The organism is Bacillota bacterium (assembly GCA_023511485.1).
Taxonomy (GTDB): domain Bacteria; phylum Actinomycetota; class Aquicultoria; order Aquicultorales; family Aquicultoraceae; genus CADDYS01.
Genome location: JAIMBH010000002.1, coordinates 31,125 through 57,789, shown reverse-complemented (window position 1 = coordinate 57,789; position 26,665 = coordinate 31,125). Strand labels below are relative to the sequence as shown.

The 26,665-nt window shown below is 44.0% G+C and carries 26 protein-coding genes; 7 read left to right on the top strand and 19 right to left on the bottom strand.

Features of this window, described 5'->3' with window-relative positions:
* Window positions 1-6: 6 nt before the first annotated feature.
* Together K6T91_01190 and K6T91_01185 are read right to left on the bottom strand one after the other, a co-directional pair.
* Window positions 7-951: a decaprenyl-phosphate phosphoribosyltransferase gene (locus tag K6T91_01190; GenBank protein ID MCL6471418.1), complete on the bottom strand. Its 945-nt coding sequence runs from the start codon at window positions 949-951 to the stop codon at window positions 7-9.
* Between the two features lie 212 nt (window positions 952-1,163).
* Window positions 1,164-3,518: a hypothetical protein gene (locus K6T91_01185; protein ID MCL6471417.1), complete on the bottom strand. Its 2,355-nt coding sequence runs from the start codon at window positions 3,516-3,518 to the stop codon at window positions 1,164-1,166.
* A 247-nt stretch (window positions 3,519-3,765) separates the two neighbouring features.
* On the opposite strand from K6T91_01185, the gene K6T91_01180 reads away from it, so the two are divergent.
* The gene (locus K6T91_01180; GenBank protein ID MCL6471416.1) at window positions 3,766-4,161 is read left to right on the top strand and encodes an Rrf2 family transcriptional regulator; all 396 of its coding nucleotides are present in this window, start codon (window positions 3,766-3,768) and stop codon (window positions 4,159-4,161) included.
* A 112-nt stretch (window positions 4,162-4,273) separates the two neighbouring features.
* On the opposite strand, the gene cydB is transcribed toward K6T91_01180, so the two are convergent.
* Together cydB and K6T91_01170 are read right to left on the bottom strand one after the other, a co-directional pair.
* Window positions 4,274-5,281 (bottom strand): cytochrome d ubiquinol oxidase subunit II, encoded by a 1,008-nt coding sequence (gene cydB / locus K6T91_01175; protein ID MCL6471415.1) that lies wholly within the window; start codon window positions 5,279-5,281, stop codon window positions 4,274-4,276.
* A gap of 39 nt (window positions 5,282-5,320) precedes the next feature.
* Window positions 5,321-6,691, bottom strand: a complete 1,371-nt coding sequence (locus K6T91_01170; protein MCL6471414.1) for a cytochrome ubiquinol oxidase subunit I — start codon at window positions 6,689-6,691, stop codon at window positions 5,321-5,323.
* A gap of 398 nt (window positions 6,692-7,089) precedes the next feature.
* Here K6T91_01170 and K6T91_01165 point away from each other — a divergent pair, with 398 nt between their 5' ends.
* A complete protein-coding gene (locus K6T91_01165; GenBank protein MCL6471413.1) occupies window positions 7,090-7,518 on the top strand; it encodes a rubrerythrin family protein in 429 nt (142 codons plus the stop codon).
* Window positions 7,519-7,712: 194 nt separating this feature from the next.
* On the opposite strand, the gene K6T91_01160 is transcribed toward K6T91_01165, so the two are convergent.
* From K6T91_01160 to K6T91_01120, 9 genes are all read right to left on the bottom strand, one after another.
* Window positions 7,713-9,185 (bottom strand): B12-binding domain-containing radical SAM protein, encoded by a 1,473-nt coding sequence (locus K6T91_01160; protein MCL6471412.1) that lies wholly within the window; start codon window positions 9,183-9,185, stop codon window positions 7,713-7,715.
* Between the two features lie 207 nt (window positions 9,186-9,392).
* On the bottom strand, window positions 9,393-9,734 hold the full coding sequence (locus K6T91_01155; GenBank protein MCL6471411.1) for a hypothetical protein: 342 nt from the start codon (window positions 9,732-9,734) through the stop codon (window positions 9,393-9,395).
* A gap of 17 nt (window positions 9,735-9,751) precedes the next feature.
* Window positions 9,752-10,003: a sulfurtransferase TusA family protein gene (locus tag K6T91_01150; protein MCL6471410.1), complete on the bottom strand. Its 252-nt coding sequence runs from the start codon at window positions 10,001-10,003 to the stop codon at window positions 9,752-9,754.
* Window positions 10,004-10,196: 193 nt separating this feature from the next.
* The gene (locus tag K6T91_01145) at window positions 10,197-11,507 is read right to left on the bottom strand and encodes a YeeE/YedE family protein (protein ID MCL6471409.1); all 1,311 of its coding nucleotides are present in this window, start codon (window positions 11,505-11,507) and stop codon (window positions 10,197-10,199) included.
* Window positions 11,508-11,853: 346 nt separating this feature from the next.
* Complete coding sequence (locus K6T91_01140; protein ID MCL6471408.1) at window positions 11,854-13,668, bottom strand: glycosyltransferase family 39 protein; 1,815 nt, start codon at window positions 13,666-13,668, stop codon at window positions 11,854-11,856.
* 142 nt (window positions 13,669-13,810) lie between these two features.
* Window positions 13,811-14,977, bottom strand: coding sequence for a hypothetical protein (locus K6T91_01135; GenBank protein MCL6471407.1), 1,167 nt, complete (start codon window positions 14,975-14,977; stop codon window positions 13,811-13,813).
* Between the two features lie 171 nt (window positions 14,978-15,148).
* On the bottom strand, window positions 15,149-15,466 hold the full coding sequence (gene tusB, locus K6T91_01130; protein MCL6471406.1) for a sulfurtransferase complex subunit TusB: 318 nt from the start codon (window positions 15,464-15,466) through the stop codon (window positions 15,149-15,151).
* Window positions 15,467-15,496: 30 nt separating this feature from the next.
* Window positions 15,497-15,868 carry a DsrE family protein gene (locus K6T91_01125; protein MCL6471405.1) on the bottom strand — a complete coding sequence of 124 codons (372 nt, stop codon included), beginning with the start codon at window positions 15,866-15,868 and terminating at the stop codon, window positions 15,497-15,499.
* 11 nt (window positions 15,869-15,879) lie between these two features.
* A complete protein-coding gene (locus tag K6T91_01120; protein ID MCL6471404.1) occupies window positions 15,880-16,218 on the bottom strand; it encodes a DsrE family protein in 339 nt (112 codons plus the stop codon).
* A gap of 330 nt (window positions 16,219-16,548) precedes the next feature.
* On the opposite strand from K6T91_01120, the gene K6T91_01115 reads away from it, so the two are divergent.
* Both K6T91_01115 and K6T91_01110 read left to right on the top strand, forming a co-directional pair.
* Window positions 16,549-17,736: an FtsX-like permease family protein gene (locus K6T91_01115; protein MCL6471403.1), complete on the top strand. Its 1,188-nt coding sequence runs from the start codon at window positions 16,549-16,551 to the stop codon at window positions 17,734-17,736.
* A gap of 24 nt (window positions 17,737-17,760) precedes the next feature.
* On the top strand, window positions 17,761-18,471 hold the full coding sequence (locus tag K6T91_01110) for an ABC transporter ATP-binding protein (GenBank protein ID MCL6471402.1): 711 nt from the start codon (window positions 17,761-17,763) through the stop codon (window positions 18,469-18,471).
* 82 nt (window positions 18,472-18,553) lie between these two features.
* Here the strand turns inward: K6T91_01110 and K6T91_01105 are convergent, their stop codons facing one another.
* Window positions 18,554-19,405: a NapC/NirT family cytochrome c gene (locus K6T91_01105; protein MCL6471401.1), complete on the bottom strand. Its 852-nt coding sequence runs from the start codon at window positions 19,403-19,405 to the stop codon at window positions 18,554-18,556.
* A 233-nt stretch (window positions 19,406-19,638) separates the two neighbouring features.
* Here K6T91_01105 and K6T91_01100 point away from each other — a divergent pair, with 233 nt between their 5' ends.
* The gene (locus K6T91_01100; GenBank protein MCL6471400.1) at window positions 19,639-20,193 is read left to right on the top strand and encodes a hypothetical protein; all 555 of its coding nucleotides are present in this window, start codon (window positions 19,639-19,641) and stop codon (window positions 20,191-20,193) included.
* A 71-nt stretch (window positions 20,194-20,264) separates the two neighbouring features.
* Here the strand turns inward: K6T91_01100 and K6T91_01095 are convergent, their stop codons facing one another.
* From K6T91_01095 to K6T91_01075, 5 genes are all read right to left on the bottom strand, one after another.
* Window positions 20,265-20,582 carry a muconolactone Delta-isomerase family protein gene (locus K6T91_01095; GenBank protein MCL6471399.1) on the bottom strand — a complete coding sequence of 106 codons (318 nt, stop codon included), beginning with the start codon at window positions 20,580-20,582 and terminating at the stop codon, window positions 20,265-20,267.
* 182 nt (window positions 20,583-20,764) lie between these two features.
* Window positions 20,765-22,144, bottom strand: a complete 1,380-nt coding sequence (locus K6T91_01090; protein MCL6471398.1) for an HD domain-containing protein — start codon at window positions 22,142-22,144, stop codon at window positions 20,765-20,767.
* A gap of 3 nt (window positions 22,145-22,147) precedes the next feature.
* Window positions 22,148-22,672 carry a hypothetical protein gene (locus K6T91_01085; protein MCL6471397.1) on the bottom strand — a complete coding sequence of 175 codons (525 nt, stop codon included), beginning with the start codon at window positions 22,670-22,672 and terminating at the stop codon, window positions 22,148-22,150.
* A 5-nt stretch (window positions 22,673-22,677) separates the two neighbouring features.
* Complete coding sequence (locus K6T91_01080) at window positions 22,678-22,983, bottom strand: hypothetical protein (protein MCL6471396.1); 306 nt, start codon at window positions 22,981-22,983, stop codon at window positions 22,678-22,680.
* A 30-nt stretch (window positions 22,984-23,013) separates the two neighbouring features.
* Complete coding sequence (locus K6T91_01075) at window positions 23,014-23,226, bottom strand: GMC family oxidoreductase (GenBank protein ID MCL6471395.1); 213 nt, start codon at window positions 23,224-23,226, stop codon at window positions 23,014-23,016.
* Window positions 23,227-23,594: 368 nt separating this feature from the next.
* Here K6T91_01075 and K6T91_01070 point away from each other — a divergent pair, with 368 nt between their 5' ends.
* Window positions 23,595-24,458: a substrate-binding domain-containing protein gene (locus K6T91_01070; GenBank protein MCL6471394.1), complete on the top strand. Its 864-nt coding sequence runs from the start codon at window positions 23,595-23,597 to the stop codon at window positions 24,456-24,458.
* Between the two features lies 1 nt (window position 24,459).
* Complete coding sequence (locus tag K6T91_01065) at window positions 24,460-26,664, top strand: diguanylate cyclase (protein ID MCL6471393.1); 2,205 nt, start codon at window positions 24,460-24,462, stop codon at window positions 26,662-26,664.
* The last annotated feature ends 1 nt before the right edge of the window (window position 26,665 follow it).

Sequence of the window (26,665 nt, the reverse complement as noted above, 5' to 3'; positions counted from 1 at the left end):
AAAACTTTACCTAAAGTAAAGTATGAAAACTACTGAGAGCACCCACCCGACCACGGTTATGATAAGGGGTTTGTCGGTTAACATAAGTTTTGTCGGATCCCCCCCCTCCTCTCTCTGGTGAACCAAATATAAGTATCTAAAAACACCATATAAAACGAAAGGCACCGTTGCTATCAGTTTGTCTGTTCCAAACTTTTCTACTGTTTCTTCGCTAATAGTATATAGCAAATACGCGATGAGAGTGGTTGGGGTAACCACCGCTACCATCTGATCCAAAAAGTATGGGCTGTATTCAGCAAGTATCTTCCTATGGCTTGGCGCTTCTTCTTTTAAAATGGTAAGTTCATACCTCCTTTTACCAAAGCCCATAAATATGGCAAGCATAAACGTGCAAATCAGCAGCCAGTTTGAGATATGAACCTCAATTGCAAAGCCACCGGCCGAAACCCTTATCACGTAAAATAGCGATAGTACCAACACGTCTAAGATGACCTGATCCTTAAGATATAACGAGTAAAGCACGTTAAGCCCAAGATATATCGCAATACTTATTATAAATGCCAGGTTAACAAAATTAGCGATAACTAACCCCATTGTCAAGAAAAGGATGGCTACTAAGATCGCGAATGAGGTCTTAAGCTTTCCAAGCGCAATCGGTCTAAGCCTCTTTATGGGGTGAAGCCTATCTTTTTTGTAATCAAAGATATCGTTTAGGGCATAGACACTGCTCGCAACAAAGCTAAACGATATAAATGCAAGTACGCTTTTTGCAAGCATGCTTGCATTAAATAGGTTTTGTGAGAAAAGAAGCGGCGCAAATATAAATAGGTTTTTTATCCAGTGCCGGATACGTATTAAAGTAAGAACAAGTTTCAATTGGCTAATAAACAAACCTATTCTACTATTCTTTTGCCCTGCGCTTATGTGAGCAATATCCAATCTAATATCCATTCCTTTATCTGACTGCACTAAATTAACTATACCATATTATGGTAATTCAAATATAAGCTAACTTGTTTAGCTGCTATATCTAATCGATCAAACTGAAACAAAGCTTGAGTACCGGCATAAAACAGTTGACTATAAATTTAAAGGGCATCGCATTAAGCAGGTGGCAGATATATCTTAAGTGTAATTTCTTCGGGCTGTGACTGCGGTGTGCCTTACGGAATAGAAGTTATGTGTACAGTTCGCCCCTCAATAACATCACTTTCGGCCAAATCGAGGTAATAAGTTTTATTGCCAATCAAGACCCTATATGGCCTAGCTTTCACAGAGTAGGGGCTTTTTGATGTAGCGTACGGTAGAAAGACCTCAACCATTCCATCATCGTCAGATATTCTAGATAATTTCCAGGGTATTACTCCCGCTCCCTCGGGCAATATCTCTGTCGCAACTTCAATACGAGATCCAGGCGGCGCTTTAACTATCAAACGCGTCCCTTTGACAAACTCAAAGAGTTTCCAGGTTTGCTGGTTACTTGTCCCAGTAATCTTAACAAGTCGAAAATGCTGCATTGGATCTATATTAAATTGCTCGTTACCTGCGCCCCAAAATCTGTAGAGTCGGGCACTTGATATATGAAAGTGTTCTTCTGCTGGGACAATCGTCGGTAAGTATGCTATTTCGTCAGGTCGAGGTCCTGGTTCGCCGAGTTGCTCAATATCACCCTGCCATGCTGCATAGTCAGCACCTAGAAGTATGTAGCGCAAGCGGTACCGCTTCATAAGTTGAATAAGCTCATCCTCAGACTCAGTCTGAAAAATCTTATATGAGGCGATAATCCCATCCATACCTGTCTCTTGATTTACCGTCGAAAGCGTCGGGCGCTCGGCAATTAGTACAAGATAATTACCGGAAAACCAATCGGTAACGATACCATATTCTGGAGGTCGCTCTGGATTTAAATAGTGGCTAACCTCAGGGGTATTCTCCTTGATCCACTTAAGCATTGCAATCCAGCCGGCATCCGGCCTCGCAACTCTAATACTTGAGGTTGTCCACACAAAAAGGTAACACGAAATGCCAATGGTTACCACTAATAAGAAGGCTATGCTAGCTGGCCGAGCGATCGGTTTCTTGATAACTCGCTCAAAGAGAACACTAAATAATCCAGATAGCCGGGCTATGATGAAGCCAAACATAATTAAGGCAGCAGGAGCAAAGAGAAACATGTAATAGCGGGCGATTATAAAGTATGCCGCCGAGACGGCAAACCAGACAAGGAAAAACAACCGTCCGAAATTTAAGCTTCTCTTAACAACCGTATCGCCAATCAGGTAAACGAATCCAAAAGGCAACACATAAGCAAATACAGAGAACCGCAAAATTAACTCAGCTGGTCCATCAGAGAAGAGTGGTAATAGCTGATCGTTAACTTGAGCAAGCGGATAGTATCCGATACTTCGGTAGAAAGCCTTGCTAATAAGCTCGTTGGCCGAAGGCAGTGTAAACACACTGATTAAAAGTATAATATAAAGCATGGACAAGCTTAGAATACGATACACATTTTGCAGGTTTTGATCGAAGAAGCTACGGGTTACGCCTTGGAGTATAGTTCTCCGTCTGGCAAATAAGATATCGATCGCATTAGACACTAACAGCATAGTTGTAAGTCCAAGGAGAAGTAGTGGCTGAAAAAGTGAGAGGCCGGAAAATGAGAGATTTCCAGCAAACCAAGGGGTCGCCACGTAAAGCAGAAGCATTGAGAGCCCTGCCGATCCAAGAGCAAGTCCCCCTATGCGGGATGTAAACCGCCGCTCCTTCTTAGGTAATAGAAAGAGACCAAGGATAAGCGATATCCAGACTATAGCAACAATGAGTATTGAGCTTAGCGATATAAGAAGCGTAAAAGTCACAACAAGACCAGCGGCCACCGAAAGCGCATCTCCCAGCATTCTTTTACCAAGCACAAGCATCTTATGTGAAGCAGCAAGAAGAGCAATTAGTGAGCTATAAAGAACAAGGTCAGCGATATGATGATCTACCATAGCAACCGAGGAAGCAAGAACTATAACCGGGAGAAAAAGGCTTAGAATACATGCGGCGTGGCCAACTGCTCTACTAAAAAGGTACTTCCCTGCATAGTACATAGGAATAGCAAGAAATATACCGGCGACCACTGGAAAAAGTGAGGCAGCCGAGATGACCGGTATACCAAAAACCATATTTACTATCTTCCCAAAGCTCGCCTCAATAAATGCCCAAAGGGGCGGCAATTGAGCCTTCATTCCCCAAGGAAAATTAGCAAATGAATCAAAGAGCGGTAAGCTTGGATAGTGGTGGACAATAATATCGATCGTTCGCAGAACGCTAATCGAGTCTATATCTTGAATATTTGTTTTAGGGTTAGCGATAACATCAAAGCTAGAGTATGTTCGTATGTAAACGGCAAGCACAACAGCAACCAAGTAGCCGATTGCAACCGCTATCCTCTTGACAGCAGTATGCCGTGCAATCTCTTTCTCTGAGTGGGCAGCTACCATAGCAGTTGCCTCTTTAATCTCTCCAATAAACATGAGTTTTCAGTCTCACCGAATTAAAAATGGCTGAGCATTATAGTGCTTATATTACAGCACTAATATAGGTAAGTAAACTAGGAGACAAACGGGTGTTAGGCCATACTAGCGATACACCCCGGGGTGCAATTCAAGCTCACCCAGGATGCTTTACAAAGGCATCTTGTTTTATGGCCACTACAAGCCACTGGGAAAATGTGCTAATATTTAGACATATTAGGTCGATATTGTCTTTAAGGATGGTCTTATGAAACTTACAATGCAGGGAGAGTATGCAATACGGGCGATGTTGGAGCTGGCCCGTGAGTACCCAAGCGGAAAGCTAATACCGGCAAAGGAGCTGGCGCTTCGGCAAGATATCCCTCCGGTGTTTCTAACAAAAACGCTGAGCTTGCTTGCAAAAGCCGGATTAATTATAAACCACAGAGGGTCCCGCGGCGGAATTAGGCTTGCTAAAGACGCTTCCAAGATCACCATCAAGGATGTTGTAGAGGCGATTGAAGGACCATTCAGGTTAAACATGTGCCTGGGTGTTGCGGGTGCATGTGATAGAAAGCCTGGCTGTAAAGTTCACCGGGTATGGCACCGCGCCCAGGAAGCTATGCTGAAGGAGCTTTCTGTAACCCTTGATAAGGTTATTTAACCTTAAAAACAAAAATCCTTGTCATCATTAATGTAGGGTTCGTCAGCATTCTCCATATCAGCAGAGGCTCTAATCAGGGCCTCCGCTGATATGTTTTTGCCAACAACCTGCTTTAGTACTTTAACTCTTCATCAATCCTTGCCGGTGCAAACAGCTTATAATGCCAGACCTGATAGATAAGCACTACTGGAAGAAAAACTATTGTTGCTGCAAGCATTATCTTTAAAGTATAAGGACTGCTTGATGCATTAAACGCCGTTAGGCTATAGGCTGGGTCAATTTTCGATGGAAACATATTTGGAAATAAGCCAATGATAGTGGTAATAACCGTCAGCAGCACCGCTAAGGACCCCGTTAGAAGCGAACCTGCAGCATTTCCCCTACTAAGCAAACCTCGGGTTGCAAGTAGGCTGGCTACTGCAAGAAGCGGTACCACGAATAGCAGTGGCTTGCTGAAAAAGTTCCCCCATAACGTAGTACTAAATGCGGTACTAACTAGGAACAATACAGCCGCCACCAGCATCGGTGCATAGATTTTCCTTGCAATGGTAAAACCTTTTTTGCTCCCCGTCTTGTGGGAAAACCACAGGCTGCCGTTATAACTGAAAATTAGAACAAATAGCACCCCAGTTAAAATACCGTAAGGATTGAGTAGGCTGAAGACGGATCCATGATAGCCATTCGCATCAAGTAGCAAGCCCTGAAATATGTTGCCAAATGCAACTCCGAACAGCAGCGCTACAAGAAAGCTGCCCACGCTCAATATAGTTGCCCACGCTTTCTGCCAGTTTACGTCATCGGACTGACGGTAAAATTCAATCGCAACAGCCCGGAAGACCAGAGAAATCAAAATTATGATCAGCGGTAAATAAAGAGAGCTAAACATAACCGCATAAAGCTTGGGAAAGGCGGCAAAGGTTACCCCGCCAGCGGTAATCAACCACACCTCGTTGCCATCCCAGAAAGGACCAAGAGAGCCGATTAGCTTATTTTGTTCCTTTTGGGGCAAAAACCGAGCCAGTATTCCAACCCCAAGATTAAATCCATCCAGTGAGAAATATATTGCCCAGACCAACCCCCATAAGAAAAACCATATAGAAGGCAGTAATTCCTCAAGCATTGTAAACCTCCTTAATATAAATCTTTCCGCTACTAGCTACTAGCTATTGCCAGATAAAGCAAATTCAGAGTGAGATGCCGTTGGCTCATCTAATGCCTCACCTATAGGTTCGGGGCCTTTTTTGGCATTCTTTGCTATAAGATAGAAATCCAGAATAACGAGCAATGAATAAAGTACGATCACGGCAGCTAAGGAGAACATTACGTTACTTGCGGGCACTACAGAGACAGATTTTGCTGTCGTCATCAATCCGTAAACCGTCCACGGTTGACGGCCCACCTCGGTTACCGTCCAGCCAAGATTTATTGCCACATAAGGCAGCGGAATGGAATAGAGCAAGAGCTTCAAAAACCGGGTACTATCCAATAGTCTATTTTTTGTTTGCAGGTACCATCCCAAAGCCACCATGACCAGAAAGTAGAAGCCCAGCAAAACCATGATTCTAAAGCTCCAGAACGTAAGTGCAACGGGAGGTCTTTTGGCTAGTGGAATATCCTTTAAGCCCTTAATCTTAGCATTAAAATTATTGAACGCAAGAAAACTGGTAAGTCCCGGTACACCGATTGCCTCTACAGGATTTGACTCACTTTTCTCGCTTGGGACGGTGATCAAATATGCGGAAACACCCCTTTCTGTATCCCATATCGCTTCCATAGCTGCAAATTTTGAAGGCTGCATCCTGGCTGTATTCTGCCCGTTAAAGTGGCCCGTAAGGACAACGCCAAGGATTCCAACCAAGGCTATTACAAGTCCAATACGAAAACTGCTTTTAAAAAACTCTATGTTTTGCTTCCTAAGTAAGTGATATGCACAGATACCGAGAACTACAAAACCAGAGAGCACATAAGCAGATAAAATAACATGGGAATACATATGCCAGGCATAGCTGTTTTTCAGAACAGCCATGAAATCTACCAGTTCTGCCCGGCCGTTTCTAAGGACATATCCTACAGGGTTTTGCATCCATCCATTAGCCACGATGATCCAAATCGCCGATAGATGAGTCCCAAGTGCAACCATCCATGCTGCAAATAAATGAGCTTTCTTTGACAACCTCTCCCAGCCAAAAATCCAGATGCTGATAAATGTCGACTCCAGAAAAAATGCCATTAACGCTTCAACGGCCAGCGGCGAGCCGAAAATATCGCCCATAAATTTTGAGTACTCAGACCAATTAGTGCCAAACTGAAATTCCATCGTAAGCCCTGTAACTACGCCCAGGACAAAATTTATAGTAAACAGTTTCCCCCAAAACTTAGCCATACTCTTGTACCTGGCGTCGCCGGACCGAACATACATTGTCTCCAGCACAGCAACAAGCAGCGCAAAACCGATGGTCAATGGCACGAAAAGAAAATGGTATGCGACGGTTAATGCAAACTGCAGCCTGCTTAGTAATAAAACATCCAAAGTACTTAACCTCCTTCACGATCAACGATTGGTAATTGAAGCAGTAGAAAGGTGATCATTAATAACGCCTATAAAAGTACATTTATGCCTTCCAAGCTCACCTCCTTTGGTTAAACCGGCTCTGCGTCAACGCGATCATTTCTGGATAATGCCGCCTCTCAATAAACACAAAACGGTAGCTTTTCTGCTCATGACAGTCTTAGACGTCCTTAAAATGCTCTTCTCAAACGCTCTTTTTTAAAAATCGCCTTCAGCCGCTTGACCACCGGGTAAAATTATTGTATGCTAATTATGACATTTTTGGTCGAAATTGTCCACTATTTTACGGAAAGCAAAACTTTTAAGCGTGTAGAGCATTGGACCACACTAATAGTAAGGAGGATAAGATGGAAACTTTAATGGAGATTATTAACGAAAACAGGCTTGGCGTAGCCAAAGGAACGGTTGCTGAAGATCCGGTAGAAAAGAATTTCAGTGGCGAGACTACGGAGGTCGGCATTTATCTTGCAATGGCACGCCAGGCGCAAAGAGAGGGTTATCCCGAAATCGCTGAGACCCTAAAAGTGCTCGCTATCGAGGAGGCATGGCACGCCGCCCGTTTTGCCGAGCTAAACGGAAAAATTAGTTCCAGCACCAAAGAGAATCTGGAAATGATGCTCAAAGGTGAAATTAGTGCATGTAACGGCAAAAAGAAAAGCGCTACCCAAGCAAAAGAAGCAGGCATTGACGAGGTCCACGACGCCTTTGATGAGATGTCTCGAGACGAAGCCCGCCATGCACGCGCACTAGAAGGCCTACTAAAAAGATTGGTGACAGGCATCAGGTAAATCCATGACCAGCAGAAACTGTATCGGTACTATGTGAAAGTGCGCGGTTGCGAATTCAGCCCACCAGAAAGCAAAATGGTTATGGCTCTCAAGCTATAACCATTTTGTTATTTAACTGAATTCAAGCCCTGGAACCTCTATGTACAGTCACTGAATGATTATTTGACAAATTAGCCAGGAGATTTTAGACCCGATCAAGACGTTCTGGGGGCAAGTTTGCCCGCCTTCTCTTTTCGAACCTCAAGTGCGCTACGGCTTGCCCACAACCAAAACAAACTCTTAACACCCTTAAATGCGGCTCTCACATCATAAACGCTTCTGATCTGAATAAATCTTCGCAGTAGAAACTTAGGTCTTGAATAGAATCTTCTAAAAGCTATTAAGCGCAGCTTAATAATATCGTCCCGACTCATAGTATGAGGGACAAAAGCCGCTCCCTGGTAGGTATAATCAGTAAGTTCTTCGGAGATAGTGCCGTATTTTTCTGCGTTATCATAAAGCTCTGACCCCGGAAAAGGCGCTATCGCGTGGAAATTAGCGATATGGGGATCGAGTTCAAGGGCAAACTCGATTGTCTTTAGCCCCTCTTCAAAAGTTTCGCCGGGTATACCAAAAATGAACGGGGTAATCACTTTTAGACCGGCTTCTTTTGCCGCCCTTACTGCTTTTCTTGTTTGCTCAAGTGTAATCCCTTTTCTTATGGCGTTAAGATTTTTCTGTACGCCACTTTCGGCTCCAAAAAGTATCGCCCAGCAGCCAGCCTCTCTAAATGCCTCAAGTAATGGCTTGTCTACTTGATTTACACAGGCTGAAACAAACCAGGTGAATTTAAGACCCCTTGCCTTTATCTCATGGGCTATTTGCATGGCTCGATTGTAATCAGCAGCAAAGGTATCATCCAGAAACTTTATCTCCCTGAAACCCTGGCTCAAGACAAGCTCTATCTCCTGCATAACGTTTTCAACACTGCGATAGCGAATACCACTTTTTCTTCCCTTATCCATTTGAAAACAATAGATGCACCTGCGGTTGCAACCTCTTGAGGTCAGCATTACTGCGACCGGTTTTCGTTTGTAAGTCGCCGGTGGAGGTACATATAAGTTTTTATCACCTAATAACTCCCTGTTCGGAAAAGGTATCGAGTCGAGGTCGTTAATTAAAGGCCTTGGTGGATTTTTTACTATAAAATCTCCATCCCTAAAGATAACCCCTTTAACCCCCGATAGGCTGCGTCCCTGCTGAAGGCAATCCAGTATCTCCGGGACTGTCATCTCACCCTCTCCGGTAACAACCGCATCAATAGCTTCCGCCCCTTTATCCTTAAGACTTTTCTCCTGCATGGCGATGACATAGGGACCTCCGACGCAGATGAATGCTCGATCGCATATTTTCTTTATATCAGCGGCAGCTACCTTTGTCCTGCTCCAGCCAAACGCGGTTGAATAAAAGCCTACAAATTCAGGGTTGTAGGCTTTTATATCTTTAAGAATATCTTCGCTGGTCATAAAAGCGCCGTTTATAAACTTTACCTCGTGGCCTGCTTTCTGAAGGCTCGAGGCAACATAGAGGGTTCCAAGAGGTTGCCAATAATTGATTTGCGACCCCGCTGTTCTAGGCGGAAATATATCTTCCGGTTTCCAGGAGGGTATAATGAGGGCACATTTCATTTTGATCACTCGCCATTTTAAAGCCTGTTTCAAAGCAATCTACGCTGTGATGGTTCGTATCCTGGAGGGGCTGAATCGCCCCTCCAGTCTACGCCCTCATCAGAGACAGTTTATATGCGGTACAGAAGAGTCCGTATAATCTGAAAATCCAGCATAAAGGCTTTAATGCTCAATAAAGGCTTTAACACCCTGCCAACTGTTATGCTCTTATTGCCCGTATCCTGGTGCAGCCGCCTGATTTTCACTAGCCTGCTCATTAGACTTGCCGGAATCGCCGGTTTTAGCACCACTTCCGGATGCTCCTCCCCCGCCATAGCCTGGCGATGAAGCCCCACTGCTGCTGGTATTACTACTGCCATAGCCTGGTGATGAGGCCTCACCACCAGAGCTGGATGATGCTTTTTCAGCACTAGCGGCCGGTTTTTTGGATGAAGAGGCAACTTCTTTGTTGACACCCGAGTAACTGTAAACCAACAATGCTGCCAATATCAACACCATGATAGCAGCTATAACCGTTAGCGGCGTATTTCTGCCTGCCTCTGTAGGCACAGTAAATACCTCCTCAATTAGCCCTTCTCGATTTTAATTACAAACCTGCTACCGTCTTGCGTACTTTCAACTACTTCATGGCCTTCCGCGTTGCACATCTGGGTTATCGACTCCTGCGAGGAAGGATTGTCAAAGATTACTTCCAATATCTCGCCCTCTGCCATTTTCTCCAGGGACTTCTTAGTATAAAGCTGCGGGTGCGGACATGTATATCCGCAAACATCCAGTGAATAAGTGCCATCGCCCGTTTTCTCAAATTTCATTGCCATAGATATTCTCCTCCTTAAATCGTTTTCATATTTTGTAAGACTGAGGCCATAGTTAGCCCATCTCCTTAGCCATCTTTCGATCCGTCCACCAGTTAAAGAACAGAACCCCGACGAAAGCTCCCGCAATCATGCCTATAAAATAGACCCAGGCTCCCAGATCGCCTCCAGCGATCCTAACAACGAAAGCTCCCGCTCAGCCTAAACCTAATCGAGAGCCGATTCCAAGTAATAATCCGCCGAGAAGTCCCCACGCGATAAGCTCCCCTTTTGGTGGATGAAACTTAAACTCCCTACTGGCCAGGGCGGTAACCATTGCCCCAAAAATAAGTCCGATCAGCATCCAGAGTGATGGGTTGTCCCACGGTGCAGGTATACCGTTTAAAAGACCAAAGAATACGCTATCTTTCACATTAATAAGGCCGATTTTATCCAGCAGCCAGGCACCAAGCTGTGTTTGCTGAGTCGTCATAAACCAATAACCTGGATCAAATACCTTACCGGCAGCGGTAAGCCCCTCTTTATGATCCATTCTGGCAAGCAGTTCTCCGAAGTTGGTGGCCCCAAATTTGTCCAACATTCCTTTAGCAACAAGAATATGTAGCCCTATCGTTACCGCAATAAGAAAACCAATAAAAATCGTTTTCTTGGACTGCACAAGCATATTCCAGATGCCTGCAAGCTCATCACTAAAGCCCGCTGAACCTTTAGCCTTTCTTCTCTTTTTAATAAAACCTTTTCTCGCAGCATAGACATAAATTGCAACCAGCAGGATTACCGCCGGTAAGATCACATTTAAAAGTGCATCGCCAACAAAGTACTTTGCGAACCCCGGGAAAGTGTTGGCTATAAAACCGGTTTTAGATAACTGGATGGTGGGCTTGTCAAGTACATAACCCATAAGATATGTATCGTACCAGGAACTGAGTTTATCGCTGGGCACTTTTGCAGCAGCCGCCTGAACCCAGGATTGAGGAAGAAGATTATTTAGCGGACCCCCTAACGTCACAAATATTGCTTGACCAAAAATAAGTGCTAAGAGTGCAAGGAGAGAGGTTCCATGCCCCTCACCAGTCTTGTATGTAGATCCGGTCGCACATCCGCCTGCAATAACCATTCCGAAACCGAATAATAAGCCGGCTATAAGTAAATGAATCCCTGCTGGTACCGGCTGAAAGAATGGGGTAGACACTTTTGTTACTGCAAGTATTGCCTGTATGATGCTTAAGAATACGAGCGTCATTAAAACGACTACCGCCATTCGCGGGACTTTAGCAGCAAATAAGTCTCGCGAAGCCGAAGCAATGCAGAACCTGCCGTATTGAAGCAACATCCCATAAGCAACGCCAAACCATATGTAAACTACAATATACATATAGTAAATATTGGTTCTAATGTATAAGAGACTTATCAAAGCAAGAGCCCCAAGAATCAAAAACGCCCAGTATGTACTTTTACTAACGCTGTGACTCTTGCCAGCCGCCTCTAAATTTTTTACAGCTTCCACGCCAATTTATCCCTCCCTTTTTGGCCGACCTACTTTTTGCTTTTGCCATATTTGCCATAAAATCTGTTTAACCGATCGCCAACCCTCCTTAAACTAATCATCATTAAGCTAGAATTCATATAGTAATACTAGGAATTATTGTAACAAATGTATCAAATCGTCTATTAGTTTGTCAAGCCATACTAGTTCATAGTTAGTGGTTTATGGTTTATGTAAGCAAGGATAAGCAATGCCGCCCAGCAGTGAGAAGCTGGATTCTGGAAGCTAACAGATTTTCACCATGCGTTTGCTTTTTGCCTTAAAAAAGAAATTGCAGGCCATAAACCTAAGCTATGGTTTCGTATCCTTACTTATCCGCTGATCTATATACAGTTACAACAGTCTGGTATCGAAAAACCCCTGAAGAGGCTTTGAATAGTTTAGCAAGTCTGTATCCATCGGGTATTTGGAAACCTGAATCTGGTAAAGCTTGCTCTTTAGAGCTCGATATCACCACCACCATTTTTTCGCCCATAGCTTTATTGTTGTCCAAGGAATAATAACCAGGATTTCTGTAATCCCAGGTAAACCTCAATGGCGATTTTTCTATCTTTTTTACCCGCGGGGGCACCTGATCGTAGCGATAGTAGATATTGCCTTCGGCAAAAATATCTAAAAGCGGTACAGAGACTGCCGGGTTAATGTCTATAGAGCCCTTTTGGGGTAATGAAAACACCTCGATATCTCTTGCCCCAATAGAGTTCAGATACGCGCCTGCGTCCTTTAGGTTTACTGCGCTTATACTTTGCACAAACGGTAAATAAGCGAAAATGGCAACTGCCAGCGATGAGGCTACAGCACTCCATGCGGTAAACCTTCTTAAGCCTTCGCTGTTGATCTCACTTAGCCCGTATGCAGCCATTAATGTGACCATCGGAAAAATCATTATGATATAGCGTATTCTCTCAATCCTTAGCGCAATTACTAAAAATACTAACCAGCTTACTATCAGATACTTTGGGTCTCTTTTTTTAAAAGCAACGTAGATGGAGTATATAGCTGCCAAAGTTATAAAAGGATTTACCTGGAAGAAAAATGTTGAGTAAAAGCTCTCTCCCCACCGCTTAAGGCCAGCCCGCTGGTAGTCAGCAAGCAGCCCAATCTGATGCGAGACAACATCAAATTTAAAAAGAATAAATACTGCAACTAGGGTTGCAGTAATCACTACAACCGCCATGCCTCTGTAGAGCATCATGTAGCGGTTAAACCTGGCCGAGTATTGCCTGATGCCAATGGCGCTCCATGCCTGCTTTTGTTTGCCAAAGAAATACACGAGGAATGCCACCGGCAAAACAGACAACATAAGCCAGGTTGAGTATTTACATAGAAGAGCAAGTAATACAGTAAGTGATGAGAATATAATAATCCTGGCGCCCCCAATATTAATTGCTTTAATAAATACCAGTATTGAAAGCATAAAGAAAAACATTGTCGGCACATCGACCAGCATAAGCGGGACTTGTGTAAAGACATATGGAATACCAAGCATGAGCAAACCGGCAAGAAAGCCAGTATCTTCTCCCCATAGCTCTTTCCCAAGAAGGTACGTAAGAACGGTTGAGCCTGAAAAAAGAAGTGTCGTAAACACCTCTACATAAAGTCTCGACTCACCAAATATCTTAAATACCACCCCATAGAGAAGTGGAACCAGCGGAAGGTCGGTCCAGACAGAGATATTGCGGCCCCATTCCTTCAGAAAATAACCAGGCCCATAAATCGCAAAATGTTTAGCCTGAGTAAAATATCTTGAAGCATCGATTACGACCTCCGGCTCTTTCCAAAAAAACGAGGCAGCAACAAACGAGATGACAAAAAGAAAAATGGGGCAATATACTTTGGGAATCGAAACCTGGGATAGCGCAAATGAAATAGCGATGCCAAATATAAGAGCCAGAAGCACCCTGCCAAAGCTTACGTTGGCAAACACCCATCGCCATGAGACAAGCGTATTGTCGTCCAGTGAGCGAAAAGCAACAAGGGCCAGATATGTTCCCAGAGTAGCTAACACGACAAACAAGTATTTTGCGTTATCAACCCAGGTAGACTTAGCACCCCTGACCTTATTTGTTGGAAGATTTTCGATATCTATCCTGAGCTGGAACGGCATAATTTTCGCGCTCATCAACAGTCACACCATTACATATGCAAACTTGCAAAAGGATCGATGCCACCTTGGTAAAGCTTTGAAGCTTTTCATGTAGAAGGCCTGTTCCAGGCTCTAAAGAGCCTGGAACAGGCTTACCTTCGCATCTGACTCAGGTATCTTATTTCCAAATACCATCAATACCGCAGAGGTTAGCACCTTTGCCTTTCAGGCTAGTGTAATCGTTGTGGCATTTGTAGCATATCGAAGTTTGCTTACCAACAATCGTTCCTTTTTCAAGATCTACGAGCGCTACCTTTCCGTCATTTATCGCTTTGCCTGCACTGTCCTTGCCAACAGGTACGCGAAGCGCGGCAACTGCATATTTACCATCTGGCGTCGGCATAATATCATGGCATTCGATCTGGTCTTCGCCTTCCTTCGGAACGTCGATCTTCTTAACCAGTTGCAGTGTGCTACCATCGATTACAAGGATTCTATCCCTTGCCGCCTGGAGCAGATATTTACCATCGCTGGTGAAGGTCTGACGGAAAGCGATTGCAGTTGTATCAGCCGCTATCGTATTGACCTTGTTAATTTTTAGCGTACCCTGCAGGAGCGATTCCATATCTAACAGACAGAACTTAAGGTCACCAGAGCTTCTTGGTGGAGCCTCTCCACCTTTACCAGGAGCTGTGACATTTAGAGCTAGCAGGAATTGTTTTTTGTCAGGAGTATTAGTTCCGTGGGCAAATATATAATCCTTGCCAATCTGCGGATCATCAAATTGAACCCTGTGCTTTAACTCAAGAGTCTCTTTGTCGAACACATCGATGCTTCCCTCGTAGCCCATAATTACCGGCAAGAATGCATCGTCGCTTTGGCCCGAGGCACAGTAGAACGGCCCTCCAACATACCTTGGAGGTACGGGTGTTGCAATGTCTTTTGTTACTTGAAGGGTACTTAAATCAATCTTGTCTACGTGGATACCTCCAGCACTAGCATCTTTTACAATGGCCGATGAGAATGCAACATTCTTATCCGCGTCAATTCTTATATCGTGTGTCGCATTGGTTTCTGCAGCCCCCAATTTAATCCGGTCCAGATTTTTAATTGCGATCGGTTCATCTTTTGCCGGATCGATTGCGATCTTAGCTACAGCAATATGTCCACCCTCTCCAGGCAGATATATTGTACCTTCAATAGTGCTGGCCTCAGGCTTAGTATCATTTGCTGCTTGTTTTTCAGTTTTAGTGCTGGATCCACCGCAACCAGTAGCTATTATAGCTACAACAAATATCACCAACACTAAGATGCCTAACTTCTTAAGGCTTTGCAAATCTTTCACCTCTCTCCTTATAAACCCACCTTAACTTTAAGATTAATATGATAGCTGTTTTACCTTCTCCATCCCCCCTTCCTTGACGCGCCACTCGGCACTCGAATCACATGTTGTTCAGACCTTGATCTGCATTGAGCTGCATATCTAATAAGCGCCTAACTGCATATTTATACGACATCAGACACCCGTGACCGTATGATCGGACTCCATAATTAAATCCACTGCCCGATCATAATCGATCTGCTGCGCCTGAGGAATAATCTTTCCTGCTAACCCTCGATCTTCTACGTCTCCGGCAATAACATAGATATCTGCAGATGTTTCAGTAATCTCTGCCGCCGCTTTGCTTCCGTTTACAAGGTTATAAACCCCGTCTCCGTAAAGCAGAAGCATTACCTTTTCATCCGGTTTGCTTAAGCCCTGTATCAGAGTTATGAGTCGCTCACGTCGGTCTGTCTCGCCGGATGATAAAGCGCTAATACATATCGTCGCCATGTCACCGATCCTCCTCTCGTAAAGGTTGGCCTACATGAAATGGGTAGTCTTTGCCTGGCTTATTATCCCTGATACCTGTTCTGAAGGTATAACCTTTACTCCCTCAAGCAGATCCTCCTCGCTCAAACCACGCGCTTCCATATCTTCCTTCACAACGTAGACCAGTGCATCAAAATCAATGCCGTCAACAACACTGATCTTTGATGTGTCTCTTCCAAGAACTTTCTCCGGTAGCTCGTTTAGTGCGTGAAATACACCGTCACCCTCAAGAACGGCATGAATTTCAACGACATGGCTACCAAGTAACACCAACCCAAGAGTAAACCTCAAGATTTCTAGAGAATCTCGCTCCCCAATTGGCGGTTGGCGAACAACTGCACAGAACTTTATAGGCTCGGCCAAAATCAATCACCTCATCCCGAAATCATAAGAACCCTATCATGCTTAATAAACTCCATGGATGCGTCCGGAGTAGATGCCTTCCTCGCACTTTCCATGACCAGTGGTACGATGCCCCTTTGCTCCACATTATGGAAACAGTACATAAGGCTTGAATTCTCTTTTTCGCATAGCTCGGCAGTATTTGTAGGTCCGATGTGCATATTTGGCACCAGATAGTAGATTCCATCTCCAAAAACGTGAACCGTAACCTTATGCCCCTTTGCCTGTGCTGCCTGAGCCAGGTTTACGACAAAATGAGCATGCTGCTCCTGCTCCGGCGCCGCCTTTAACACAAGAAACAAACTTCCCATTAACTCTGACCCTCCTCCCGAAATATTCCTTATTAACGTAAGCTTGCCATATCTGATGTTGGTTGCCCTGATAGATTGCTCATTACAATTTCACATTTACAGTTATTTTGCTGCCTGCGCTTGCTTTCTTTATGGTTAATTTTGAGGTAGTATGATCCCTTGACCTTTTTAACTAGAATTCATATAGTAATACTAGGAATAATCGTAACAAATGTATCAAATCGGCTATTACCTTGTCAAGCAATTGTAGCCAGACTTATAAAAAAATACCTAAAAAAGGGGTTTTATTACTCCATTTATTATCGAAAGAAGGTGGTTATAATATTTCGATTGGTGCTAAGAAACATCCAGAGACGACCCTTTCATGCCATACTAACAATTTTTGTGATATCTATTACCGTAACCTCTTTATTTACCTCGCTTTGGCTTGGTCGGGGACTAGAGCGGGGCCTAAATCTAGGAATACAGAGGCTTGGAGCCGATGTGATAGTTCTTCCCGAAAAAGCTGAGGCTAAGCCTGAGCAGATGCTATTTACTGGTACCCCTTTAAGTGTCTATATGGATAAATCGCTTTACAAGGAAATCTTAAGCTTACCTGGAGTTAAGCAAGCTACACCGCAGTTCTTCACTAAAACAATAGCAGCTTCATGCTGCGGCCTGGTTTCTCCAGGCCGAATTGTGGGTCTTGATTCTAATACAGACTTTGTCGTAGCTCCCTGGATGATCAACAAACTAAACCGTCCACTGGGAGACCACGAGTTGATAATAGGTTCCAATATCGATATGGCGGTCGGGGATAGAATCATAATACGCGGGGAGCTATTTAAAACAATTGAACACCTTGCGCCAACAGGAACCGGTATCGACGATACCGCCTTCATAAGTATGGATACCGCCCGCCGCCTGGCAAAGGAAAGTCCTGATTTACAATACCTATGGACAGATAAAAAACCCGATCAACTGTTTTCAGCCATCCTTGTGCGCGTAGAGGATCCAGGGAAAACCAATGAGATAGTACAAGCTATTAATAAATTGTCTGGAGTAAATGCAGTTCCTTCCCTGCAGGTAGTCCAAGAAACCAGGCAAAGAATGCATGTAGTAACCTCCTTGCTTTACGCTTTAACAGCAGTGCTCTGGCTCGTATCTCTTGCGTCGCTGTTGGGGCGGTTTGCAAGTCTGGTAATGGAACGGAAAACAGAAATCGGTATTCTTCGGGCTCTTGGGGCAAGACAATGGGGCGTTTTCAGATTAATTCTTTGGGAAGCCGGATGCCTTGCTTTGGTCAGTGCACTGATAGGTACAGCACTGGGCTGGTTTGTGTCCAGCTACCTAGTTAAAACCATATCTTCAGGCACTACATTTCCATTTCTCTCGCTGTCGCTTTCAGAAACAGCCGGTCTTCTCGGGTGGTGCTTGTTAGCAGCGACAGCAACGGTAATCCTGGCGGCCCTATTCCCCGCTTACCGTACTGCGTCACTGGATCCTGCCTGGGCAATCGCCCAGGGAGAGTTAGAGTAAAAACGTTTAGGAGGAACAGAGTTGATTCGATTAGAAGGAATAAGGCATTCATACCCGCGCCCCGGCGGTGAGACCCTCGAAGTACTAAAGGGCATAGACCTAACTCTTGAGCAGGGTGACTCGGTATCAATTGTCGGTCCCTCTGGAGGCGGAAAAACCACTTTGTTAAATATCATTGGCTGCCTATTAAGACCTACTGCAGGCGAGGTTGTAATAGATGGTAAAGCCACTAGGTCGATGTCTGAAAAAGAACAGGCGAGTATACGCAACCAAAAGATAGGTTTTATCTTCCAGGGTTCTCACCTAATTCCAACCCTAACAGTGCTAGAAAACATAATGCTGCCTGTTTGGCTAGGAAGCAGGGATGGCTCACGAGATTACACCGCAAGGGCTCATGACCTCGCAAAGCGATTTGGGCTGGAGGAACGCCTGAACCACCTGCCCCACGAGTTAAGCTTGGGCCAGCGAAGGCGAGTCGCTATTGCCAGAGCGCTCATCAAAGAGCCTGCTATTTTATTGGCCGATGAACCGACCAACGATCTTGATCCACCAAGAGCACAGCAGATCGGAGATATCCTTTCCTTGCTTAATAGAGAAGGCCTGACTCTTTTACTCGTCACCCACCGGTGGGAGCTGGCACAGATTTCCAAGCGATGCTACGAGGCTAAAGACGGGCAACTTTTCGCAATTGAGGAACAATCCTATAAACATGAAGAGATCGTCTCAAGCAAATAAAAGATATAGCCAGCTTCCCTAGCAAAGCTGGCTATATAGTTAAATCAAGTTGTACAAATAAGGGCCGCAATGGCACTAATTCTTAATCTTTGTCATTCTCTTCATCTTTATCCTTTTTATCTTCGCCATTCTTTGCATTTATCTCACCCCCAGGGGCTTCGTGGCAGCTACTGCAGAAGGCCTGTTTGTTGTGGCACTTTCCGCAGAAATTTTGCAGCGATGCGTTCTTGGCCTTACCATGCTCTTCCTCCCAATCCTCCGGATGCGGCATCGGAACACCGTGGCAGTCAAGACAAAAACGTTTCTCGTCGAAGTGGCATTTCTTGCATTCTGCCGTATCGCCGCTTTTGCCATGGCCCTTTGCCCAACCCACGCTGTCGTGTGATGCCGGAGAGAGTTTAAAGCTTGCTGGATGACAAGTGCGGCAGGTAACCGAAGCTTCTTTCTCCAAGTGACAATCAATGCAAACACTCATCACTATACGGCTTGTATGACCTTTTAGTCCCGGATGGGCAATTCTATTATGACAATAGGCACAGTTAATGTTGTTTTTAAGATGCGGCTCATGGTCGTATACCAAATCCTTGTCGGATACTTTACCGATATTTTTGTGGCAGCCCGTGCAATTTTCAGACGGCATATTTTTACTCACAGCTCCGTGTTTGTTTATCGGGTTTTCGTAGCTGTTTGTAAGATGCACGCCTACTTCTTTTAATGCTGATATTTTATGAGCTACAAAATTAATAGGCCCAGGTTCAATATGACAAGCTGCACAGGACACTTTCTTGTGAACCGAAATCTTCCACGCCTGGTAATCATCGTTCATCTCATGGCAGCTTTTGCAGAAGTTGGGCTGTGAAGTTACCGAGAGTGAGACGCTTAGTAATACTAAAACAAAAACAATGGCTAGTAAAATTTTTACGCTTAGCTTCATAGACAACTCCTTTATCCCACTACTTTACTTAGAAGTATTAACTACAAAGTTAAGCAATTATATATCAATATATCCGACTTAAGCAACAAATAGTTATCAACTACTCGTCACTGCCCATAACTCACGATACTATAACAGTAGAGCTATTTTATTACTTGAAAGACAGCCGCGTTTAAGGTACATTAAACAAGCAAATGTAATTTTTCACATTTACGGAGAAAGGAAGTTTTCACGTGGACTCTAAAAAATACCTTCCAATTATTGTGATCGCCGTGGCTATAATTCTGCTCATACCAATAGCGTACTATGCCATTTGGTCACCGCAAGCTACGCAAAGCGGATATACAGGTCAAACAGGCGCGAATAACCAGCAACTGCCACGGACTGGAACCGGCAGTACAGGCGGCACAACAAACGTAGCCCCGCAGCCAACCGCACCAGTTAGCTCAAAAGACCCGGCAACTATAGTCCCAGATGGAATGGCTCTCGACCAGTACTGCGAAAAGTATTATTCGGCATGGAAAAACAAAGATTGGCAGACTGCCTACGACCTGCAACCTCTTTCTAAGAAAAACCAAAGTGACGTTAATAGCTTTGCTCAAAGCCGTGAAAGCTATGGTATGCAGAGTTATGAAGTAGGCAAGCCGCAGATAAACGAAAATTCCGGGATAGTCGTTGTAAAGATGGATTTAGGACAAAACGGCATCTGGTCGGCAACCTGGCAGTTTGTCAAGAATGACAAAGGCCAGTGGACCGTCCAGAATTCTACAACGCAACCAAGCCAATAAGGAAAAAGTTAGATAGCAAAAGTAAAAGCCGGGAACCTATACCCGGCTTTTACTTTTATCCGCCTAAAAACTTAGGCGGCCAGTTTACCCCTCTCCCTAAAGGATTGTGCGGCCTTCTCAAAAGAATGAAGCGCGTCTGACAACGGATAGACCTCGAAAACCGCATAGTTACTCAATGGATAATCTTGCAGCATGTCATCAAGCTCTTCATGTGAATCAACATTGTAGATCATGACGCTTGACATCTGCCCCGACAGGGCATAGGCCAGCTCGATCTTCCCTTCATCCATCATTTTCCTTACCCAATCCCTGGCCTTCATAAAAAGATCGTATCCCTGGGATGATGGGAGCTCGAGAGTGCCACCTCGGTCAATAACCAGAAATCTCATTAAATCACCTCCAGCACGACTCAACGATAGATTTACCCAAATTTAAAGCTGCAAATATCGAATTGAATAAGATTTAATATGATAAGTTATTAAATCGGTGAGCGGTCGGTGATCTAATTTGTTGCAGAAAAGAGACAACGAAGCAACCTTAAACATTCAGTTACCCAAACATTTGTAAGTACCTAGTAGCTCAGAGCTACTTTCTTCTGCCCTGCTTTACTCCTTGTCCGCTCGCATTTATGCAATTTGGATTGCATCTCCAATACCGAGAGGAAAACCCGGGCGACATCAGGGTCAAATTGGGTGCCAATGCCCCTGCGTATCTCAAGTTTTGCTTCTTTAACCGGAAGTCTCTTTCTGTAAGGCCTATCTGATATCATCGCCTGGTAGGCATCAGCAACAGCAAGAATACGCGCTTCCAAAAGAATATCATTACCACAAAGACCGCTGGGGTATCCGGTACCGTCATACCTCTCGTGATGCTGCAGGACAATCATAGCGATATCCTCAAGACCGCTAATCGGCTCCAGAATTTCATAGCCTTTAGTTGGATGAAGTTTAATCTGTTTGTAATCATCATCCGACAGCTTTGTCGTTTTGTACAATATGCTGCTTGGGATTCCAATCTTACCGACATCATGCAGAAGCCCTGCCATATATATGCGCTCTGCCTCTTCTTTGGTCATGCCCAAAGCAATAGAGGTCTCCCTCGCCAGAGCAGCTACGTGCTCTGAGTGACCGCTGGTATATTCATCTTTAGCTTCGATTGCCTTAACAAGCGATTCAACCGTCTCTAAATATGACCCCTCAAGACGGGAGAATAACAGCGCGTTTTCTATTGCCAGCGCGGAACGATAACTTAAAGTTTCAATAAGGTTTAACTCCTTCTTACTAAACGAATCGGCAGACTTCTTCCCCGCTGCAACAATGCAAGCCATATTCTGCCTCAAATTGACCGGAACCATGGCAATTGACCTTATCCCTGCGCTTCCCAGATACGCCTTGACCTGGCTTATATCGTTTCGTTTTAAGACGCGCGCCTTTTCTTCCGTGAGTACGTCGTCTATAAGCTTATAGACCTTATTTAAATCCCGATCTTTTAACGGCAAATAACTATTTGGACTGTGCTCTACTGTCAATTTTCCATTTTTCCTGCCAAGCAGGATTATCTTTGACCAATCCATATTGGTATCTTGAACTATGCGGGTAGCAATCTCATCCAGCAGTTCATCTACGCTTAGCATAGTCAAACCAGCCTCGGATATATTTTCAAGCGCGCTAAGTTTTATCCTTGTTTCCCTTTCAGCACCATAAAGCTGTGCTTTTATAATTGCGGTCGTGATTAAATTTGCCATGTATCCGATTAGCGTTCTATCGTCATGGCTAATTACTCCTGCGTCAGTGCATCCAACTGTTATTGTTCCGATTGTCCTATTTTCATAGCGAAGAGGAGTACCCGCGATAGACCTGATACCTAGACCAGCCACAATCTCAGACTCCTGAGCTATAGGATTGGTGTTAAGGTCCTCCAGGTAGACCGACCGGCCTTCCTTTGCTACCATACCTCAGACTTCTTGTCCAAGTTTCAGATAAGCCAGTTTTTTCATAAGATGCTCGGGAATCTGGCCATATGAAGCCACAAGTTCGAGCAAGCCCGTTTCTTCATTAAGAAGGTATACAAACCCTATCCCAAAGTTGCCTATTTTAGTTACGGATGTAAGAGCGTTATGCAAAACCTGCTTTAAATCCATGGATTTACCTACAGCCATAGCCACGTCATTTAATGCCTCAAGCTCTCTTTCCCTTCTTTTTGCCTTTAACTTTATCTCTCCATAAACAGCCTTATAAATAAGGAAGAAAAAAATTATAGCAGTAATGATTCTTATGTAGAGTTCGATGGGGCTTAATGCAGTGTTCTTTCCGCCAGAGTCAAACATGTTTACGATGCCAAGGATGGCTAAGCAAGCTCCAACAATAAATACCGATCTTTTGGCGTGAAAGTTCTTCAAACTTTCACGCGTGCCGATTAGTAAGATTAAGGAGAGCAGGCTGATGGCAATCGTAACCACACCAAGCAACAGAGCTCCCATAATAGCTAGTCCACCGCCTTTCTAAGCCAGTGCGCAACGAATAACAATGGCAAGGCTGAAAACACTAAAGAAGTGCTCTCTATTATCTTGAGGATGCTGGGATTAACCGGCTTTAAGATATCTGCTGCTGTCGAGATGAAGAAGAAGCAGAAGCTCGCCGCAAAATACTTTGGACACCTGTTTAACACCATCCGGCTGGCGCTAATAGCAACCAGAAAAGCAAGTGCTAAACAAAAGATAACCAGTACCTCGTCGCTTGTTGTTATCCCCTTAAAATTCAGGTGTACAATCGATAAGCGATTTAACTCCATAAACCACCTGATGTGTATTGAATATTCACATTATCGGCTCCGGGTGAATGGTTCTTTATAGCTCAAGTTTTTTCGCTTATCGATAATAAAGTCGGCCGTTCTTGCCGCTATTGCCTCAACCGTAAGGGTAGAATTTACACCGGCGCCGGTCGCAAAAACGCTCCCATCGCATACAAACAGATTCGGAACATCATGGGTGCGGCACCATTCATTTACTACGGACGTACTAGGGTTGCTGCCCATCCGACACGTACCCAGCAAGTGAGCAGTCGCGTGAACGTGGTCTTTGCCCTTGGAATGCTGTATTCCTTACTTCTGCGCTAACTTAAAGCAGAGCAACCGCACTAACTTTTAGCCGGGATAAAACAAATTAGAGATAGTAAAGTAATTGATTGTTTATTTAATGCCCAAGACCCATGGTTTATATCAAAAGCGCGCAATTTTAAAAGAAAAACCCATTAAATGCCTAACCTTCTAAATTGCTAAGATTTCAATCAAAAATCCCTAATTAATCAAATAGGGCTGCCGATAAAGATAAATAATATGTGCTTTTGCCGTAACAAATTAACATATAGTTCTTTTGCAATATCCCTGGTAGGAGGATATTTTTTGTGAAAAAGGTAGTTGTAGCGTTACTGTTTATATCTCTCGTTTATATAGCGTGCTTATTCAGCGGTTGTATAAATATATTTAGCAGTAGCATGAAAGTTGACCAGGTTACTGAGTACAATGGTCATTTTACGGTCGGTGGATCTTCTGCAGGCATGATGGTGTTTAAGCCACTTGCAGACACATTCTCCAGCAAGTACCCAGGAGTTACTTTTGAATATAGACCGGGCTCAAAAACCTCTGCCGCTTTGAGGCAGGTCAATTCAGAAAGCCTTGACATAGCGGTATATGCAAGAGAGCTAAAGCCTGAAGAGAAGAGCTCCAAGCTTCGATTCGATATGGTTTTTATCGACCCCATAGCAATAGTTGTAAATAAAAATTTGCCGGTTGATAGCCTGAGTGCCCAGCAAGTAAAGGATATTTACTCGGGTAAAGTTGTTAACTGGAGTCAAGTTGGGAGCATAGATGCTCCGATAATCGTTTGCGACAGAAGCGAAGATGAAACCTCCAAAATTGCATTACGTAAATTTTTGCTTGGCAACGACCTGGAAATAACGCCTCACGCAGTCATGCTTGAGAAGGAAACCGACATGATAAATGCTGTCGCAAGCACACAATATGCAATAGGTTACTATTCCGCATCCAAAGTAGAATCCGCCGGCAACTCAAAAATGCTAAAAATCGATGGAGCATATCCAAGCGTTGATAATGTCAGGCACGGCACATATAAGATAGTCCGACCAATAGGTGTCGCCACACTCTACCAAAATGAGACGTTAAAGGAATTTATAAAATTCCTTTATAGCAAAGAAGCAAAGGAGATCGTGATTAAAAACGGCGGAGTGCCGATAGAATCGAAGAAATAAGATGAAAATATCTAACCAGATCGATATCCGAAAAAGAATATTGCTGCCAGTGGTTACTGTATCACTGATTGGAGTGCTGCTTACTGTGCTTCAATCGGTTTACCTTATACAAAACCAGGAGAACGAGACTCTTAGACAAGCTATTTACCACACCAAGCATATACTCCAAGAGGGGTTCGAAGAAGAAGAAACTAAATTGCTACCTGAAACTTCTTTTCTGGCTTCAGACCCCTCTATCAGAGATGCACTTGAGCGCAGGGATATCGGAACGCTTACCAGCAAACTCATTCCTGTAAAAGTTACTTTTAATGTCGATACAGTTGAGATCATCGACTACGATGGCAGCGAACTTCTCCAAATTGGAATCGATGCCCCAACCCACCAGATTCTTATAGATGCCGGTTTTGACCTTGAACGCGTCTGCTTGTTTGCCCGCTCAGGCGATAGCATTTGGATGACCGCCGTTGCTCCAGTCCGTTCGCAAAGCGGTAAACTTCTAGGTATCATATTGGTTGGCGATAAAATCGACAGGCAGTTCATGAAAAACCTGAAAGAAAAGACCGGGATGGAGATTGCCATTAACTACAACGACCTCTTTGTTGGCTCCTCAATTATGGCAGAAGACATAGCTCTTAAACATAGCTTTAAAGAAGAAATACAAAAAAAGGAAGGCTTTGCAATCGAGAATTCAAGCCTCTACAATGTTACCTGTGCTGCCGACCGCATGGAGATAAAAACAAACGGCGGCAACAAAGTTACGTCTTATATCCTAGCTTCAACATTGAATGCAAACCGTACCAAGAAACAGGGCACTATAGCAATCCTTGCAATTAACCTTCTGGTTCTTTCGATTATGACTATAATTGCTTACTTCTTCAGCAGTAAAATTATAAAGCCTCTAAAGATTATGTCTGATAGAGCTAGATTGATCGCCAGCGGCAATTACAAACAACGAATCGACTATACCAATATCAGGGAAATTGACGAACTTGCAACAAGCTTTAATATAATGAGCGAGGCGCTTGAAGAAAACAGGCAAAGACTTGAAGAGAGAGCATACACGGATAGCTTAACAGGGCTTTATAACCACCGATTCTTTCAGGACTGCCTTGCAAATGAGATAACAAGAGCCGAGAGATATAAGCACCCGCTAAGCTTAATCATCCTTGACATCGACGACTTTAAAAAAGTCAACGATACCTTCGGTCATACAAAAGGCGACGATGCGCTTAAAGTGCTGACAGAGAAGATACTTGATTCAATTAGGGGAATTGATATTGCATGCCGGATCGGCGGTGAGGAGTTCGCTATAATTCTGCCTGAGACAACGTCTTACGAAGCTTTTACCGTTGCAGAAAGGCTGCGATTAAGCGTCGCCGCCTGCGCAATCCAGGATATCGGCAAAATCACAATAAGTATTGGTATTGCGACATATCCGGATCATGGCGCTTCAAAAGACAGCCTTTTGGAAGCAGCCGATACCGCGATGTACCATGCCAAAAGACAGGGCAAAAACCTTACATTTATGTACAACGGAGAACCCCTGATTACGATGGATTTGGAAGACAAGCGGCTCACTGAAGAATCTTATTTCATGGATATTCTTCACGCCCTTATTGCAAACGTTGAATCAAAGAACCAATATACACATAATCACTCCGAGCACGTAGCCATGCTTGCAGGACTAATAGGCCGTGAAATAGGCTTAAACCCCACGCAGATCGAAGACTTAAGGATCGCAGGCCTGCTCCATGACGTAGGTAAAATCGCTATTCCAGCTTTCATACTACAAAAAACTGAACCGCTGACTGAAGAAGAATTCAAAGAGTTAAGAACCCACCCAATTATTGGTGAGCGAATACTATCAACACTAACAAAGGCAAATCTGCAACCCGTGATTGAAGCTGTTCTCTACCATCATGAAAGACTGGATGGCAGCGGATATCCCCAGGGTCTCGTTAAGCATAAGATACCTCTTTATGCGCGAATAATTGCGGTAGCTGACACTCTTGATGTTCTTGTATCAAACAGCGCATATCGTAAAGCACTCTCTATTGACGAAGCTATCATTGAATTAAGACGCGAAAGCAGTACAAAGCTCGACGATATTGTAGTCGATGCACTTATCAGCATCATGGAGAGAGAAAATGCGGTACGAGAAATTATAGAAAAGCGCAACCAAGAACCAAAAGCTGAACCGGCTTAAC